General features: G+C 65.7%; 15 protein-coding genes. 6 read left to right on the top strand and 9 right to left on the bottom strand.

Going from position 1 to position 15,688, the window contains the following annotated elements; all coding sequences use genetic code 11:
- Positions 1–71: 71 nt before the first annotated feature.
- The 4 genes from HJG53_RS14455 to petA form a co-directional block, all read right to left on the bottom strand.
- Positions 72–605 (bottom strand): adenine phosphoribosyltransferase, encoded by a 534-nt coding sequence (locus HJG53_RS14455; protein WP_171131773.1) that lies wholly within the window; start codon positions 603–605, stop codon positions 72–74.
- Positions 606–690: 85 nt separating this feature from the next.
- Complete coding sequence (locus HJG53_RS14450; RefSeq protein ID WP_171131770.1) at positions 691–1,548, bottom strand: cytochrome c1; 858 nt, start codon at positions 1,546–1,548, stop codon at positions 691–693.
- 13 nt (positions 1,549–1,561) lie between these two features.
- Positions 1,562–2,872: a cytochrome b/b6 gene (locus HJG53_RS14445; protein ID WP_171131768.1), complete on the bottom strand. Its 1,311-nt coding sequence runs from the start codon at positions 2,870–2,872 to the stop codon at positions 1,562–1,564.
- Complete coding sequence (gene petA, locus HJG53_RS14440; RefSeq protein ID WP_171131766.1) at positions 2,869–3,447, bottom strand: ubiquinol-cytochrome c reductase iron-sulfur subunit; 579 nt, start codon at positions 3,445–3,447, stop codon at positions 2,869–2,871. The genes HJG53_RS14445 and petA overlap by 4 nt, the downstream gene beginning before the upstream one ends.
- 168 nt (positions 3,448–3,615) lie before the next feature.
- Here petA and HJG53_RS14435 point away from each other — a divergent pair, with 168 nt between their 5' ends.
- Together HJG53_RS14435 and hemF are read left to right on the top strand one after the other, a co-directional pair.
- Entirely contained in the window at positions 3,616–4,065 is a 450-nt protein-coding gene (locus HJG53_RS14435; protein ID WP_171131764.1) for a tRNA (cytidine(34)-2'-O)-methyltransferase, read from the top strand.
- Positions 4,062–4,904: an oxygen-dependent coproporphyrinogen oxidase gene (hemF, locus tag HJG53_RS14430; RefSeq protein WP_171131762.1), complete on the top strand. Its 843-nt coding sequence runs from the start codon at positions 4,062–4,064 to the stop codon at positions 4,902–4,904. The genes HJG53_RS14435 and hemF overlap by 4 nt, the downstream gene beginning before the upstream one ends.
- A 71-nt stretch (positions 4,905–4,975) precedes the next feature.
- Here hemF and HJG53_RS14425 read toward each other — a convergent pair whose 3' ends face one another.
- Entirely contained in the window at positions 4,976–5,143 is a 168-nt protein-coding gene (locus HJG53_RS14425; protein ID WP_171131761.1) for a Flp family type IVb pilin, read from the bottom strand.
- A 143-nt stretch (positions 5,144–5,286) separates the two neighbouring features.
- On the opposite strand from HJG53_RS14425, the gene HJG53_RS14420 reads away from it, so the two are divergent.
- A complete protein-coding gene (locus tag HJG53_RS14420; protein WP_171131759.1) occupies positions 5,287–5,871 on the top strand; it encodes a GNAT family N-acetyltransferase in 585 nt (194 codons plus the stop codon).
- Here HJG53_RS14420 and HJG53_RS14415 read toward each other — a convergent pair.
- Positions 5,830–6,591: a hypothetical protein gene (locus HJG53_RS14415; protein ID WP_171131757.1), complete on the bottom strand. Its 762-nt coding sequence runs from the start codon at positions 6,589–6,591 to the stop codon at positions 5,830–5,832. The two genes, HJG53_RS14420 and HJG53_RS14415, sit on opposite strands and share 42 nt — an antisense overlap.
- 56 nt (positions 6,592–6,647) lie before the next feature.
- Here HJG53_RS14415 and lipB point away from each other — a divergent pair, with 56 nt between their 5' ends.
- From lipB to HJG53_RS14400, 3 genes are all read left to right on the top strand, one after another.
- The gene (gene lipB, locus HJG53_RS14410; protein WP_171131755.1) at positions 6,648–7,289 is read left to right on the top strand and encodes a lipoyl(octanoyl) transferase LipB; all 642 of its coding nucleotides are present in this window, start codon (positions 6,648–6,650) and stop codon (positions 7,287–7,289) included.
- 105 nt (positions 7,290–7,394) lie between these two features.
- Positions 7,395–7,697 (top strand): hypothetical protein, encoded by a 303-nt coding sequence (locus HJG53_RS14405; RefSeq protein ID WP_254447798.1) that lies wholly within the window; start codon positions 7,395–7,397, stop codon positions 7,695–7,697.
- A gap of 162 nt (positions 7,698–7,859) precedes the next feature.
- Complete coding sequence (locus HJG53_RS14400) at positions 7,860–8,522, top strand: hypothetical protein (protein ID WP_254447797.1); 663 nt, start codon at positions 7,860–7,862, stop codon at positions 8,520–8,522.
- A gap of 16 nt (positions 8,523–8,538) precedes the next feature.
- Here the strand turns inward: HJG53_RS14400 and HJG53_RS14395 are convergent, their stop codons facing one another.
- The 3 genes from HJG53_RS14395 to HJG53_RS14385 all read right to left on the bottom strand — a co-directional run bounded on the left by HJG53_RS14395 (position 8,539) and on the right by HJG53_RS14385 (position 15,638).
- Entirely contained in the window at positions 8,539–9,864 is a 1,326-nt protein-coding gene (locus HJG53_RS14395; protein ID WP_171131753.1) for a M24 family metallopeptidase, read from the bottom strand.
- A 3-nt stretch (positions 9,865–9,867) separates the two neighbouring features.
- Positions 9,868–13,407, bottom strand: a complete 3,540-nt coding sequence (gene dnaE, locus HJG53_RS14390; RefSeq protein ID WP_171131751.1) for a DNA polymerase III subunit alpha — start codon at positions 13,405–13,407, stop codon at positions 9,868–9,870.
- A gap of 65 nt (positions 13,408–13,472) precedes the next feature.
- Positions 13,473–15,638, bottom strand: coding sequence for a family 1 glycosylhydrolase (locus tag HJG53_RS14385; RefSeq protein ID WP_171131749.1), 2,166 nt, complete (start codon positions 15,636–15,638; stop codon positions 13,473–13,475).
- Positions 15,639–15,688: the final 50 nt, after the last annotated feature.

The raw sequence follows: 15,688 nt of genomic DNA, 5'->3' as shown, positions 1-15,688 counted from the left end.
GCCGAATGGAATAGCCGCCGACTTCCTGAAGGTTCGTTAACCGCGGCGCATGGAAGCTGTGGATTACGGGGTTAATGCCCGGCGAATTCCATCAGTGCACTCGGCTCGACCCCTGCGTCCCGCAGGCGCGTCGCTCCCCCGAGTTCCGGCAGGTCGATAACGAAGAGAGCCGCCGGGACCTCGGCACCCCACCGACGCAGCAGCTCGACCGTGGCGAGCGCCGTGCCGCCGGTCGCGATCAGGTCGTCGACCAGCAAGACACGGTGTCCAGGCACGCAGGCCCCTTCGTGGATCTCCAGCCGGTCGCTGCCATATTCCAGCGCATAGTCGATGCCGATGCGCGGGCCGGGCAGCTTGCCGGGCTTTCGCACCGGAAGCAGACCGGCGCCCAGGGCGCGCGCGACCGGACCTGAGAAGATAAAGCCTCGCGCCTCGATGCCTGCGATTAGGTCGGCGCCGTAGGGCTTGGCGAGTTCCACCAGCCGGTCGACGGCGGCCGCAAAGCCACGGCCGTCGATCAGCAACGTGGTGATGTCGCGGAACTGAATCCCCGGCTTGGGAAAGTCCGGGATCGTGCGCACCAGTGCCTTCAGGTCGAGTGTCAAGCCACTACCTTTTCGCGCTCCGGCGAAGGCCGGAGCCCTTGTCACTGGACTCCGGCCTTCGCCGGAGCACAATGAGCCGGTCTCCTCACCCCCGCGCCAGCGCGCCCTTCTTCGACGCCCAGATGTTCTGGTAGGACATGTAGGCGAGCGCGGTGAAGACGAGCAGGAAGATCAGCACGGCAAAGCCGGTCTGATGGCGCCGCTCCATGCGCGGCTCGGCCGTCCAGGTCAGGAACGCGGCGACATCCTTCGACATCTGATCAACGGTGGCCTTCGTGCCGTCCGCATAGGTCACCTGCCCGTCGCTGACGAGCGGCGGCGGCATGGCGATGTTGAGGTTGGCGAAATACGGATTGTAATAGAGGCCCTTGGGCGTCTTCACGTCCGGATATTTCTTCAGCAGCGCCGCCGGCTGCTGCGCATAGCCGGTCAACAGCGAATAGACGTAATCGGTGCCTTCGTGGCGCGCCTTGGTGATCAACGACAGGTCCGGCGGCAACGCATTGTTGTTGGCAGCCCGCGCCGCGACGTCATTCGGATAAGGCGACGGGAAGTGATCGGCCGGCAGGTTCTTGCGGGTCGAGGCTTCACCGGTTTCCGGATTGATCGACGGGGACTGCACCGCCCACTGATCGGCGATCGCCTTCACTTCCGCCTCGGAATAGCCCAGGTCGGACAGGTTGCGGAACGCGACGTAGCGCAGCGAGTGGCAGCCCGAGCAGACTTCCTTGTAGACCTGGAAGCCGCGCTGCAGCTGCGCCCGGTCGAACTTGGTGAACGGGCTGCGCCCGGCGACATCCGCCTCGCGCGGATGCTTGTGGAACTCGCGCTCCGCGGAATGGGGCAGCCCCTCGCCCACCACCGTCGATGCGCCGGTGATGAAGCTGATGAGCAGGACCAGGACGAAGCCGAGGCCGGCCAGGAAAGCGATCAGTCGAGCCATTGTCCGTCAGTCCTTATTCGGCCGGCTGCACGTTGCCGAAGGTGCCGCCCGCACCCAGCGGCGCGGATTCCTTTTCCTCGCCGTGCAGCACCGATTCGGTAATGGAATTGGGCAGCGGCAACGGCTTCTCGATCGCCGAGACGATCGGCAGGATGATCAGGAAGTGGGCGAAATAATACATCGCGGCAATTTGCGAGATCATCACATAGGGCTCTTCCGCCGGCGCGCCGCCGCAATAGCCGAGCACCAGGATGTCGAGGATGAGCACCCAGAAAAACGGCTTGTAGAGCGGGCGATAATTGGTCGAGCGGATCGGGCTCCGATCAATCCAGGTGAGGAAGAACAGCAGGATGATCGAGCCGAACATCGCGATCACGCCCCAGAGCTTCGCCGGCAGGATGAAGTCCACCGTGAAGGCGCGCAGAATCGCGTAGAACGGCCAGAAATACCATTCGGGCACGATGTGCGCGGGGGTCGAGAGCGGGTTCGCCGCGATATAGTTGTCCGGGTGACCCAGATAGTTCGGCGCGAAGAACACCATGAAGCAATAGAGCAGCAGGAACACGCCGACGCCGAAGCCATCCTTCGCCGTATAATAGGGGTGGAACGGCACCGTGTCCGATGCCTGCTTCACTTCAACGCCGGTCGGGTTGGACGAGCCCGGAATGTGCAGCGCCCAGATCTTCAGGATCACCACGCCGGCGATCACGAACGGCAGCAGATAGTGGAGCGAGAAGAAGCGGTTGAGCGAAGGATTGTCCGGCGCATAGCCGCCGAGCAGCCACACCTGGATCGGCTCGCCGACGAACGGCACCGCACCGAACAGGCCTGTGATCACCTTCGCGCCCCAGAAGCTCATCTGCCCCCAGGGCAGCACATAGCCCATGAAGGCGGTCGCCATCATCAGCAGGAAGATGACAAGGCCCAGCAGCCACACCATCTCGCGCGGCGCCTTGTAGGAGCCGTAATAGAGGTTCCGGAAGATGTGAATGTAGACGACGATAAAGAAGAAGCTGGCGCCGTTGGCGTGCATGTAGCGGAGCATCCAGCCGCTGTTCACGTCGCGCATGATGCGCTCGACCGATTGAAACGCGGTCGCGCCGTCTGTCGAATAGTGCATTGCCAGCACGATACCGGTGACGATCTGCAGCACGAGCGCGAGGCCCGACAGCACGCCGAAATTCCAGAAGTAATTGAGGTTGCGCGGGACGGGATAGCCGCCGCCGATCGCGTTGTAGACGAGCCGCGGCAGGGGCAGCCGCTCATCCAGATACTTCATGAACGGGTGCTTCGGCTGGTAATGATTGGCCCAGGGAAAGCTCATGCCGCCACTCCCACTTCGACGACGGTGTCCGACCGGAACACATAATCCGGCACTTCGAGATTCTTCGGCGCAGGGCCTTTGCGGATGCGCGCGGCGGTGTCGTAGGACGAGCCGTGGCAGGGGCAGAAATAGCCGCCGAACTCACCCTTGTTCTCGCCCTCGCCCGCGCCGAGCGGCACGCAGCCCAGATGGGTGCACACACCCATGGTGATCAGCCACTGCTCCTTGCCCGGCTTGGTCCGGTCGGCGAGCGTCTGCGGATCGCGCAAGCTGCCGGTGGGCACGGCATTGGCGGCAGCGATCTCGGCCGGCGTCAGGTGACGCACGAACAAGGGCTGCTTGCGGAAGATCGTCTTGATCGACTGGCCCGGCTGGATCTGCGACAAATCGACTTCGGTTGATGCCAGCGCCAGCGTGTCGGCCGCCGGGTTCATCTGGTTGATCAACGGCAGCACGACCACGGCGGCGCCGACCCCCGCGAAGCTGACCGCGGCGATGTTGATGAAGTCGCGACGGCGATGGCCCTGTTCTTCGGCCAGCGCTTCTTCGCGGTGCTGATGCTCGACTGTGGCCATCATCTGCCTTTTGCGAAAACCCTTGAAGGCCGCGGGCCTGGGCGGGATCGGAAGGTCCCTGCGCTCATGCCCGCGCGACCGCGACGGGACACCCCCGGCACGGCTGGCGCGCTGATAGCGCCGATTGCTGCGGTTGCAAATATTCTGTTTCGGTTCAGGAAGCGGCGAATGCGCATCGCCCTGTTCCAGCCCGATATCCCCGGCAATGTGGGCGCCGTCCTGCGCACCTGCGCCTGCCTGGGCGCCCCGCTCGAGCTGATCGAGCCGCTCGGCTTCCCGTGGGACGACAAACGGGTGCGCCGCTCGGCCATGGACTATTACGATCAGGTCGCCATCTCCCGCCACCAAGGGTGGAACGCGTTCCGATCCGCGCGGCCGGAACGGCTGGTGCTCATGACCGCGCATGCGAGCGTGCCGATCACCCGCGCGCGCTTCGAACCGGACGACATCATCATCATGGGCAGCGAAAGCGCCGGCGCCCCGCCGCATGTCCACCAGGCCGCCGAACTCCGCATCCGTATTCCGATCACCGCTGGACTGCGCTCGTTGAACCTTTCGGTGGCCGCCGGTATCGCCCTGCACGAAGCGCTGCGGCAGACCGGGGGACTCACTGAATGATCGAACTGGACGAACAGCAGCGCGCCGCGCGTGCCTGGTTCGAGAGCCTGCGCGACCGCATCTGCGCGGCGTTCGAAGCGATCGAGCGCGATGCCGGCTCGGACGCGGCATTCGATTACACCCCCTGGGACCGCACCGACCCGGACGGGACGCCGGGCGGCGGTGGCGTGCGCGGCGTGATGAAGGGCCGCGTGTTCGAGAAGGTCGGCGTCAACGTCTCGACCGTAGGCGGCCGGTTCGAAGGCGAGTTCGCCAAATCGATTCACGGCGCCGGCGACGATCCCCGCTTCTTCGCGACCGGCATCAGCCTGGTCGCGCACATGGCGAACCCGCACGTGCCGGCCGTGCATATGAACACCCGCTTCCTGCGCACGACCAAACAATGGTTCGGCGGAGGCGCCGACCTCAACCCGCCCTTGCCGCGCGACGACGACACCGCCGACTTCCACGCCCGCCTGAAGGCCGCCTGCGACGCGCACGACCCCGGCTATTATGAGCGCTTCAGCAAATGGGCGGACGACTATTTCTACATTCCGCACCGCAAGGTGCATCGCGGCGTGGGCGGCATCTTCTACGATCATCTGGAGGGCGAGTTCGACGCCGACTTCGCCTTCACACGCGACGTCGGCGAAGCGTTCCTCGACATTTACCCGCAGATCGTCCGCCGCCGGATGGACGAGCCCTGGACGGAGGCCGACAAGCGCGCCCAGCTCGTCTGGCGCGGCCGCTATGCCGAGTTCAACCTGGTCTACGACCGCGGCACGCTGTTCGGCCTCAAGACGGGCGGCAACATCGACGCCATCTTGATGAGCCTGCCGCCCGAAGCGGCCTGGGAATGAAAACGGGCGGCGAGTTGCCTCGCCGCCCGTCACCCCCTTCGGAAGTCCGAAGGGCCGTTCAGCCGATCAGCTTAGCTGACCTTCATGTTGGCCGAGACGTTGTTGAAGGTGGTGCCCACCTTGCCGCCCAGCGACGACATGGCGGTGATCGCGGCGACGGCGATCAGCGCGGCGATCAGGCCGTACTCGATCGCGGTGGCGCCTTTGTTCTCACGAATGATCTTGCGGACGAACTGCATCGGGGTCTCCATACTCTACTCAAAGCCTGCCGGCCGTGTGTCAGCCATGGCCCGATTACCCCTGCGACGGTTGAAGGACTCTTAAAGCCGCGCACGATTAATGCTTAACGCTAAGCACACCCAAAAATCAGGATTGCCCGTCCATGCCGCTTGCCGCCGTTCTACCAGGCCAGGTCGCCGCGATCGTCACCTCGCTGGAAATGCGCGAGCGCCCGCCACTTCGCCCGCTCCCACCGGCGCCGCTGCGGCTGGTGCGATGGGCGGCGCCCGACCTCGGCAAATACCGCGCCCTCTTCCGGCGTGTCGGCGAACCCTGGCTGTGGTTCTCGCGTCTGGTGATGCCCGACGACGAGGTACGGGCGATTATCGCCGATGCGCGGGTCCAGGTCTTCGCGGTGGAGGACCGCGCCGGCATCGAGGTCGGCATGCTGGAACTGGACTTTCGCGAGCCCGCCACGTGCGAACTCGCCTATTTCGGACTGGTCCCGGAGCTCGCCGGGCAGGGTCATGGCCGCTGGCTGATGGCCCAGGCGCTGGCGCTCGCCTGGGCGAAGGAGGTGCGCCGCGTCTGGGTGCATACCTGCTCGCTCGATCATCCCTCCGCGCTCGGCTTCTACCGCGCGCAGGGATTCACCGCCTATGCGCGCGCGGTGGAGACCTTTGCCGATCCCCGGCTGACCGGGCACCTACCCGAAAGCGCCGCTCCGCACGTGCCCCTGATCCGCTAGCTGCCAATAGGCGGCGACCGAGAGGAGCAGCAGCACGAGGTAGATGCCGGAGAAGACGGCCGCACAGATGAAGGCGGACAGGAAGAGTTCCAGCCCGTTCACGTTCATCAGCGCCGCGAACACGCCGACCACCGTGCTGACGGCGAGCAGGAAGATGGTGCCGCCGACCACCACAATCGCCGTCACCGCGAAGATTCGCCAGCCATTGCCGCGGGTGATCTCGAAGCTGCGCGCGAGCACGCGCAGCGGGTTGGTCAGGCGCTCGGCGACGAGCGCCGGTTCGACCACGAACAGGCGTCCGACCAGATACAGCCCCGGAATAACGAACAGCAGCAGACCGCCATATTGCGCGAGTCCGGCGAGCATGCCGGCAAGATAGAACCATAGGAACAGCTGCGCGGCACCGCCGAGCGCCTCGCGAACCGATGGCCGGCTGCGATCAAGGATAAGGATCAGGATCGCCAGCCGCCCGAACGATCCGCACACCGCCACCAGCAACAGCCAGAGCGAATTGTGTTCGGTCCACCGATTCCACCCGGCGACCGCCCCGGCGGACGATTCGGCGTCCAGCACCGGCCAGCGCAGCATCAGCAGGATGAGCATCGGCAGCAGCAGGAAGAAGCCGGCGACCGTCAGCAGGATTTCGCGCTGCCCCTTCAGCAGCGCCATCGCATCCGTCCAGGCCTGGCCGCCGTCGAGCCGTTTATCGTGTCGCTGCATCGGCGCGCTTATAGCGGCGGTTGCGCGCGAAGCGAGCGTCCGCGATAGGCGTCGCGATGATCGACGGCGTCGAATTGCAGGTCGCGCCCGGCCTCACCGATTATGAAGCGGCGGTCGCCGCTATGGAAGCGCGGGCGGCGGCGATCCGGGCGGGCGAGGGCGCCGAGCGTATCTGGCTGGTCGAGCACCCGCCGCTCTACACCGCCGGCACCAGCGCCGATCCGGCCGAATTGCTCGACCGGCGCTTTCCGGTTCATCACAGCGGGCGCGGCGGCCGCTATACCTATCACGGGCCCGGTCAGCGGGTCGGCTATGTCCAGCTCGACCTCGACAAACGGGGCCGCGACGTGCGCTGCTTCGTCCACGAGCTTGAGCAATGGCTGATCGCGGCGCTCGCCGAACTGGGCCTCGCCGCCCGGGCCATCGACGGCCGGATCGGCATCTGGGTGGACACGCCCAGAGGTGAAGCGAAGATCGGGGCGATCGGCGTCCGCGTACGGCGCTGGGTGACGCTGCATGGCTTTTCTTTGAACGTCGATCCTAACCTGGATCATTTCGGCGGAATAATTCCCTGCGGTATCAGCGAATTCCCGGTCGCCAGCCTCGCTTCGATCGGGAACAATGCGTCGTTCCAAGCGCTGGACCACGCGCTTTGCTTCACCGCGCCCGCGTTTTTGGCGCGGCTTAACAAGGGCTGAAAGAACAACTCTTGAGAGGTGAAGCTTTTGTGTCTAAACACGGGCCTGATTTGGCTAACGGAGGGCCACCGAGCCGGCCAAATCGACAATATAAGGGAGTTTCGAATGCGTGACCTTCTCGCGAAAGTTCTGACCGGCTCGATGATCGCCGGCGCCGCCCTCGTCGTTTCGGCGTGCGGCAGCAAGGAAGAGGCGAACACCACGGAGACCACCAACGTCACCGAGATGAACGCCACCGACATGAACACCACCGGCGACAACATGACCGCGGTCGATGCGGCCAACGGCACCGGCACCATGGCGAACGACATGAACGCCATGAACGGCACCGACGCCAATGCCATGGGTGGCAACACCACCGGCAACATGGCCGGCAACGCCACGGGCAACAGCTCGAACGGCATGTAATCGGTCCGATCAATCGGATTTGGAAGGGCCGTCCGGGCGACCGGGCGGCCCTTCTTCTTTGGCGACGGGCCGCGCCATCTTTACGATGACTTGAATCCTGCTAACGGTTTGTTCGACAGGGGAAAACGTCTAGTCTGTGGCTTCGGCCGGAGTTTCGTTTCGATGCCTTCACGACTTTATCGCCTGATTTCTGCCGGCACCGCGCTCCTTTCCTTCTCCGGTGCCGCATCCGCCGCATTGTTCTGGAAGGCACCCGATCTGCGCGGCATGCCGGTGACGGGGATCGAGCCGGGCGCGATCACTGGTCCGTTGACCGGCGCCACCCCGGCCGAACTGCGCGCCGCCCTGCTCTGGAACCTGCGCGCCGGGCTCAACGTGGCGGCGCTGCAATGTCAGTTCGAACCGACCCTGCTCACCCGCAACCAGTATAATGCGATGCTCGACAACCATCGTGCCGAGCTCGCCCAGGCTTATCAGACGCTCAGCGGCTATTTCACCCGCAGCGACAAGAAAAAGGGTCAGGCCAAGCTCGATCAGTACGGCACCCGCACCTATTCGAGTTTCTCGACCGTGCTGGGCCAGCTGACCTTCTGCGAAACGGCAGGCGCCATTGGCCGCGAGGCGATCTTCGCGCCCAAGGGCCAGCTCTACCAGGTGGCGGAACGCCGCATGGCGGAACTGCGCAAGAGCCTTGCCCTCGGCGGCGAACAGCAGTTCAACTTCTGGATCCCACCCTATACCCCGCTGCTGCCCCCGCTCGAGAACCAATGCTGGGACAAAAGGCGCAACACCCTGAACGGCCGCTGCGGCTGGACGCGGGGCTAGCCGCTCCGCGCCCGGATCAACGATCGCCGATCAAGTGGAACCGCGTCTGCCGGCCATCGAGGTAGTGCACGCTGCGGCCGTCGAAGAAGGCGTCTTCCTCCGTCCGGAACTGCACCACCTGCCCGCCCCATTCCGGCACCGCCTGGGTCTGTGACAGTTCGATCGACCAGGCGGTGTTCGGCCGCAGCTTGTGCGTGCCGCGCTCACTCGCATTCTGATCGTCCCAAAAGCCGATCGCCGCGCCCGCGCCGTGGCCATGATAGCCGATCGGGTGCGAATAGATGTTCGGGTTCAGGCCCTGCGCCAGCGCCTTTGCGCGCGCATCGGCGAGGATCTGGTTGCCGCTGAGCCCGGTCGAGAAGGACGAGGTGACGGCGTCCTGGACGCGATTGGCTGCCGCCAGACCGGCCTTCAGCCCGGCGGGCGCGTCCGTCTCTCCCGGCTTCAGCACATAGGCGAGATGCTGCGTGTCGGTCGCCAGCCCGAGGTGCATGATGCCGAAATCGACCCACAGCATGTCGCCCGCGCGGATCACCTCATCGCCGCCGAGTTCCTGCGCAACGCCCTGACGGAAGATGGCGACCGATGGGTGAAACCATGTCGCAAGCTTCAGCTCGGCGATGCGCTCGCGAAACCACCAGGCCAGGTCCTGCGCCGTCGTTGCGCCCGGCTTGACGACGCGGTTCGAGAAGCCCTCGCCGATGATCGCATGGGCGGTGCGCACGATCTCGGGATAACGGCTCATTTCCGCCGGCGTGCGGGTTTCCAGCCAGCCGACCGCCAGATCTTCGCCCGGCACGATCCGCGACCGCAGCTCGGGAGAGAGAGCAGCCGTGAACGCCTGATACTGGCTCTGTGTCAGGCCGTCGCCGAACGCCGTCGCGGCCGACACATTCACCGCGATCTTGCTCGGATTTCGTTCGGCGATGAGTTCGGCAAGGCGCCGCCACTGGTCGGGCTGCGTTTCCGGCACCCAGGCGGGTTGAAACAGGTTGCCGACGCCATAACGGCTGACAGTCAGCCGCTCGACCGGGCGTCCGCCGCCGGGATCGTGGAAGACGAGGATGGTGCGGCGCCGCGCCCGCAGGCTGCGCGCGTCGAGCATGGTCGCGAGCACCGGATCCTCGAGATATTCCCGCGCGATCAGCACCCACATGTCGATGCCCTGCTCGCGCATCAGCGCCGGCACAATCGTGTCGAGCCGCTCGGCCGTCCAACGATCCCGCACCGACGCCTGCTCGCGCAGCGACAGCATCGGCGGCAGCGTCGGCGCAAGCTGCTCGGGCTGCGCCAGCGCCGGCGCCGCCGCGAGCATGACGGACGCGAGCAGAATTCCTCGCATCGCCTAGCTCACCAGCGCCAGCTTCGGCAGCTCGGCCGCCTTCAGCGATACGGAGGCGATGCCCGGCAGCCGCTCGATCCGCGCCGCCAGCTCGGCGTCGAGGCGCAGGTCCCGGCTGAGGCGCACATCGGCACTCCCCGCATCCGTCTGGGCCTTCAACCGCAGTTCGCCGCGGCCGCCGCGCAGGTCGCGCACTAGGTCCGCGATCAGCTGGATCGCGGCCGGGTCCTCCACCGCGACATGCAGTTCCAGCCTCGTGCTCGCCGACAGGCTCTCGAACGGTCGTATGGACCGGATGGTCACGCGCGGCGTCTCCTCGCCGGGCCGCTTGTCGAGCTCGACCGACAACAGCCCGCAGCCGCCCACCCGCGCCGCTTCTTCCAGGTCCTTGCCCGCCGTCTCGTCGAAACAGCTGGCGACGAACTGGCCGGTCGCGTCCGAACAGGTCGCAAGCAGATACCGCCGACCCTTGGCCGAGGTGCGCCAGCGCACATCCTCGACCAGCCCCGCCATGGTCGATGCGACACGCTCCTCGCCGATATTCGCGGTGCAGAGCGCGCCATAGCTGCGCGCGCCATGCGCTTCGGCCAGATGGCGGTAGCGGTCGATCGGGTGGGCGGAGAAATAGAAGCCGAACGCCTCTTTCTCCTGCGCCATGCGCTCGGCTAGCGACCAGCTGGCATCCTTGGGCAGCTTGATTGCCGCCATGCTCGTGTCCGGGCCGCCGAAAAGCCCACCCTGCCCGCTGGTCCGACTCTGTTCGGCGCTTGCGGCCACCGCAAGGATCGTCTCCGCCGTCCCGAACACCGCCGCCCGCTCGGGTGCGATGGCGTCGAACGCTCCTGCCCCCGCCAGACTTTCCATCTGCCGGCGATTGAGCAGCTTCGCATCGACGCGGTTGGCGAAATCGTCGAGGTTCCGGAAGGCCCCGTTCGTTCGCCGCTCTTCGACCAGCTGCGCCATCGCCCGCTCGCCGACATTCTTGAGCGCGCCGAGCGCATAGCGTACGGCCAGTCCCTCGCGCTCCTCCACCACGAACTCCGCCTCCGACGCATTCACGTCCGGCGGCAGCACGGCGACGTCCAGGCGCCGCATATCGTCCACGAAGACGCAGAGCTTGTCCGTCTGCGCCATGTCGTAGCACATCGACGCGGCGTAGAATTCGTGCGGATGATGCGCCTTCAGCCACGCGGTCTGGTAGGCGAGCAGCGCGTAGGCCGCCGCGTGCGACTTGTTGAAGCCGTAGCCCGCGAACTTGTCGATCAAGTCGAACAGCTCATTGGCCTTGTCGGCCGGAATGCCATTCGTCTTCGCGCAGCCCTCGACGAAGATCGCCCGCTGCGCATCCATCTCGGCCTTGATCTTCTTGCCCATGGCACGGCGCAGCAGGTCGGCGCCGCCGAGACTATAGCCGGCGAGGATCTGCGCCGCCTGCATCACCTGTTCCTGATAGACGAAGATGCCATAGGTCTCCGCCAGGATCCCTTCGAGCAGCGGATGCGGATAGGCGACTTGGGCGCGGCCGTTCTTGCGGTCGCCGAACAGCGGGATATTGTCCATCGGTCCCGGCCGATAGAGCGAGACCAGCGCGATGATGTCGCCGAAGTTGGTCGGCTTCACCGCCGCCAGCGTCCGTCGCATGCCTTCCGATTCAAGCTGGAACACGCCGACCGTATCGCCGCGCTGGAGCAGCTTGTAGACCTGCTCGTCATCCCAGCTGAGCGCGTCCAGATCGACCGTCAGCCCACGCTTGGCGAGCATCTCGACGGCCTTCTGCAGCACCGATAGGGTCTTGAGCCCAAGAAAGTCGAACTTCACCAGCCCCGCGCCTTCGACATATTTCATGTCGAACTGGGTGACCGGCATATCGGACCGCGGATCGCGGTACATGGGGATCAACTCGGCCAGCGGCCGGTCGCCGATCACGACGCCCGCCGCGTGGGTCGAGCTGTGGCGTGGAAAGCCCTCCAGCTTCATCGCCAGGTCGAGCAGCCGCTTCACCTGCGCGTCGTTCTTATACTCGGCCGCAAGCTCCGACACGCCGTTCAGCGATCGCTCCAGCGTCCAGGGGTCGGTCGGGTGGTTGGGGATCAGCTTGGCGAGCCGGTCGACCTGGCCATAGCTCATCTGCAGCACGCGGCCGGTGTCCTTCAGCACCGCTCGCGCCTTCAGCCGCCCGAAGGTGATGATCTGCGCGACCTTGTCCGTGCCGTAGCGCTGCTGGACGTAGCGGATCACTTCTTCCCGCCGCGTTTCGCAAAAGTCGATGTCGAAGTCCGGCATCGAGACGCGCTCGGGATTGAGGAAGCGTTCGAACAGCAGGCCGAGCTTGATCGGATCGAGATCGGTGATGGTCAGCGCCCAGGCGACCACCGAACCCGCACCCGAACCGCGCCCCGGCCCCACCGAAATGCCGTTCGCCTTCGCCCATTTGATGAAGTCGGCGACGATCAGGAAATAGCCCGGAAACCCCATCTGGATGATGACATCCAGCTCGAATTCAAGCCGGTTGAAATAGTCGGGGTATGCCTCCTCCATGTTCCCCTGCGAAAGCAGGGGCTCAGAGTCGCCGGCTGCTGAACCCTGTAGCTCATGGACCCCCGCTTCCGCAGGGGAGCGATATCGTGCCAGCCGCGCACGCAGCCCCGCCCGCGCGTCCTCGCGCAGTTTCTCCGCCTCGGCGTCGCGGTCGCCGGCAAGGCTCGGCAGGATCGGCTTGCGCTTGGGCGCGGCCACCGCGCAGCGCTGCGCCACGACCAGCGTGTTCGCGAGCGCTTCCGGCAGGTCCTCGAACAGCCTCTGCATCTCGGGCAACGGCTTCATCCAGGCGTCGGGCGAGCTTTTCTGCCGGTCCTCGCTGTCAATGTACGAAGAGCTCGCAATGCACAGCATCGCATCGTGCGCGGCGTGGAAATGCTCGTCGCCGAAGCAGCAGGGATTGGTCGCGACCAGCGGCAGCTCATGCGCATAGGCCAAGTCGATCAGATGCTTCTCGGCACGCGCCTCGACTTCGTTCATCCGGCGCGACAGCTCGATGTACAAGCGGCCGGGGAAGAGCAGTTCCAGCCGGTCGACATAGTCGATCGCCGCCGCCGCCTGCTCCTCCGCGAACAGCCGCGCGAGCGCACCCTCGGCGCCCGCCGTGAGGCAGATCAGCCCGTCCGTCTTCCCCTTGAGCGCCGTCAGCGGCACGTGCGGGTCCTGCTCCAGCGGCCGGTCCAGATGGGCGGCGGAGACCAATTCGCACAGGTTGCGATAACCGGTCTCGTCCTGCGCATAGAGCGCGAGCCAGTCCAGCACCGGTGCACCGTCCTCGCGCGGCCGGGCGACGCCCAGCATCGTGCCGATGATCGGCTGCACCCCCGCCTTCATCGCCGCCTCGGAAAATGCCATGGCGGCATAGAGCCCGTTGCGGTCGGTCAGCGCAGCGGCGGGGAAACCGTGGCGCTTCGCATATTTGACGATGTCCTTTGGATCGAGCGCCCCTTCCAGCATCGTGAATGACGAGAAGATGCGTAAAGGGACGAACGGCGCGTGGGACATGCCGCTTCTATGGGGCCCGGTGCCGGATTCGGAAAGGGAAGCGGCGACTTATCCCCGCATTCCCCTCACGCTATCTCGGTCCGGCGCCGTTCCTTGTGCCGGGCGAGTGCATCCTCGAACTTGGGCAACAGCTGCCCGTGCCGAGAGCCGAGCGGCACATAGGTCGGCCGCTTCGCCCGCCAGCCCAGTTCCTCCGGACGTGCGGCGCGGACCAACCGCGGATCGAGATCCAGCGTCTCGGCGACGCGCCTGCCGAAATCGAACCAGCTGACCGGCTCCTGATTGGTCAGGTGCCAGACGCCCTGTTCCTCGTCGATCAGCAGGTCGAGGCTGGCATGGACCAGATCGGGCACGAAGGTCGGGGTGACCACGAAGCCCTCGGCCGCATGCACCGGCCGACCCTCGCGCAACTCCCGCTCCACCCAGATCGCGAAGTTATAGGCGTCGAAGGGCGAGAAGAATGCCGCGGTGCGGATCACCAGCGCTTCCGGCAGCGCCTTCAGCACCCGCTCCTCGGCTGCCGCCTTGGAGGCGCCATAGACATTGAGGGGCTTGGGTGCGTCGTCCTCCAGATAGGCGTCGTTCTTCGCGCCATCGAACACCAGGTCCGAGGAAAAGACCGTGTATTTGAGCCCGCGTTCTGCACAGGCCTGCGCCATCAGCGCGGCACCGTCGGCATTGGCACGGAAGCAGGCGTCGCGTTCGCCTTCGGCATCGTCCACCCGCACCCAGCCCGCCGCGTTGATGACCGCCCAGGGCTCATGGCTGTCGAGCGCCTGTGCGATCGAGCGCGGATCGTCGATGGCGCACGCCCGTCGATCGGTCAGCACATAGTCGAGCCCGCGCAGCTCGCAGGCGCGGGCGAGTGCCTGGCCGAGCGTACCGCTGGCGCCGGTGATCAGGATCGGCGGCCCTGCCCGTTCTTCCATCGGCGCAGTCTTCTTCTCGGTCCAAACATAGGGGGCGTGCTCCAGCCTGATGTCGCGCCGCCACCAGCCCGGCCGGCCCATCGCCGGATGCTTGTCGAGCCAAGCGCCTGCCTCGGCATCACCGCCGAATGCCTTCAGCACCCGCGTCAGGGCGGTCGCGCGCGGCGAACCGGCCCGCACGTCGAACGGGCCACCCTCATAGTGATTGGCCTCGACGGTCAGCAGGCTGCACCAGTCATAATTGCCGAGCAGGGCCCAGGCCGTCAGGGCGCGGATGTCGACGCCTTCGTTCTTAAGCTTCAGGCACGTATTCCAGCCCTCGGCCAGCCAGCGCATCTGCTCTTCGCGCGTGCAGCCGAGATGGCTCTCAGTCACGGCGAGCGGGATGCCGTAGCGTTCCCAGGCCTGGCGGAGAACCGATTCGAGGCCCGGCGGCGGTGGGTCCATCACTCGGGTTGCAGTAAAGTCGTGAAAGCCGATCTCAGGCTTCACGAGGTCGGGATAGCGGCTCAGCCGGTGATCGACGAAGCGATCGCTCGTCACATAATGGTTCACGCCGATGATGTCCGGCGGACACGGGTCGGCACAGATCGCCTTCACGCGGTCAGCCAGGTCGGCCTTTTCGATCCAACGCCAGTAATAGTGGTTTTCGTCCACCTGCCCGACCAGCAGGTCCCAACCCAGCCAGCGGCGTGCGTTATAATGATTGACCAGCCGCTTCATGCGCGGCGTGCCGTAATTGTCGCCTAGGTCATCGGTCTGGATCAGGCGCGCATGCGGATTGACGCTGCGCACCGCCTTCATCGCGGCAGCCGTCGCCTCGATCTCGGTGACGAGACAGGTGAGGAAGCTGGTTTCGTCCCGGCCGTGCGGGAACCAATGTCCATAGAGCCCGGCAAAGCGCGCGGTGGTCAGCGGCTCGTTGACGGGCGTCCAGTCCTCGACATGCGGATAGCGCTCGGCGACGGCACGGGCATAGTCGCCGAACAGGCGCGGCATGTCAGGATCGACAAGGCTGGTGAAAGACGGCCCGCTGCCATGGTGGAGCAGGCCTAGAATCGGCCTGATGCCCAGCCGCTGCAGCTCGGCGAGGCGGGCGTCGCTCCAGCTAAAGTCGTATTCGCCTGGGCGATCGGGCCCGACGCGCTCCCACAGCACTGGATAGCGAAGCGCCTTCACGCCCAGCGACGCGAAGCGCTCCAGATCATCGACGCGGCCTTCGTGTCCGGTCAGCCGGTTCTGGTCGCAGAAGCGGTCTTCGACCCGGTTGACCGTGCATTCATGCCCGCCCCAGAGTTCCACGCGTGCACCTCAAGTCCGTCAATCCCGCGCTCATAACGCGGCGGAACCGG

This window comes from Sphingomonas sp. ID1715, assembly GCF_013044515.1.
Classification (GTDB): Bacteria; Pseudomonadota; Alphaproteobacteria; order Sphingomonadales; family Sphingomonadaceae; genus Sphingomonas_B.
The sequence above is the reverse complement of the archived record's forward strand: the minus strand, read 5'-3'. Positions and strand labels throughout refer to the sequence as shown.

Excerpts from the sequence above, each read along its gene's own strand:
- HJG53_RS14450 (WP_171131770.1), bottom strand. The coding sequence starts at position 1,548 with ATGGCTCGACTGATCGCTTTCCTGGCCGGCCTCGGCTTCGTCCTGGTC.
- HJG53_RS14445 (WP_171131768.1), bottom strand. The coding sequence starts at position 2,872 with ATGAGCTTTCCCTGGGCCAATCATTACCAGCCGAAGCACCCGTTCATG.
- petA (WP_171131766.1), bottom strand. The coding sequence starts at position 3,447 with ATGGCCACAGTCGAGCATCAGCACCGCGAAGAAGCGCTGGCCGAAGAA.
- HJG53_RS14435 (WP_171131764.1), top strand. The coding sequence starts at position 3,616 with ATGCGCATCGCCCTGTTCCAGCCCGATATCCCCGGCAATGTGGGCGCC.
- hemF (WP_171131762.1), top strand. The coding sequence starts at position 4,062 with ATGATCGAACTGGACGAACAGCAGCGCGCCGCGCGTGCCTGGTTCGAG.
- HJG53_RS14425 (WP_171131761.1), bottom strand. The coding sequence starts at position 5,143 with ATGCAGTTCGTCCGCAAGATCATTCGTGAGAACAAAGGCGCCACCGCG.
- HJG53_RS14420 (WP_171131759.1), top strand. The coding sequence starts at position 5,287 with ATGCCGCTTGCCGCCGTTCTACCAGGCCAGGTCGCCGCGATCGTCACC.
- HJG53_RS14415 (WP_171131757.1), bottom strand. The coding sequence starts at position 6,591 with ATGCAGCGACACGATAAACGGCTCGACGGCGGCCAGGCCTGGACGGAT.
- lipB (WP_171131755.1), top strand. The coding sequence starts at position 6,648 with ATGATCGACGGCGTCGAATTGCAGGTCGCGCCCGGCCTCACCGATTAT.
- HJG53_RS14405 (WP_254447798.1), top strand. The coding sequence starts at position 7,395 with ATGCGTGACCTTCTCGCGAAAGTTCTGACCGGCTCGATGATCGCCGGC.
- HJG53_RS14400 (WP_254447797.1), top strand. The coding sequence starts at position 7,860 with ATGCCTTCACGACTTTATCGCCTGATTTCTGCCGGCACCGCGCTCCTT.
- HJG53_RS14395 (WP_171131753.1), bottom strand. The coding sequence starts at position 9,864 with ATGCGAGGAATTCTGCTCGCGTCCGTCATGCTCGCGGCGGCGCCGGCG.
- dnaE (WP_171131751.1), bottom strand. The coding sequence starts at position 13,407 with ATGTCCCACGCGCCGTTCGTCCCTTTACGCATCTTCTCGTCATTCACG.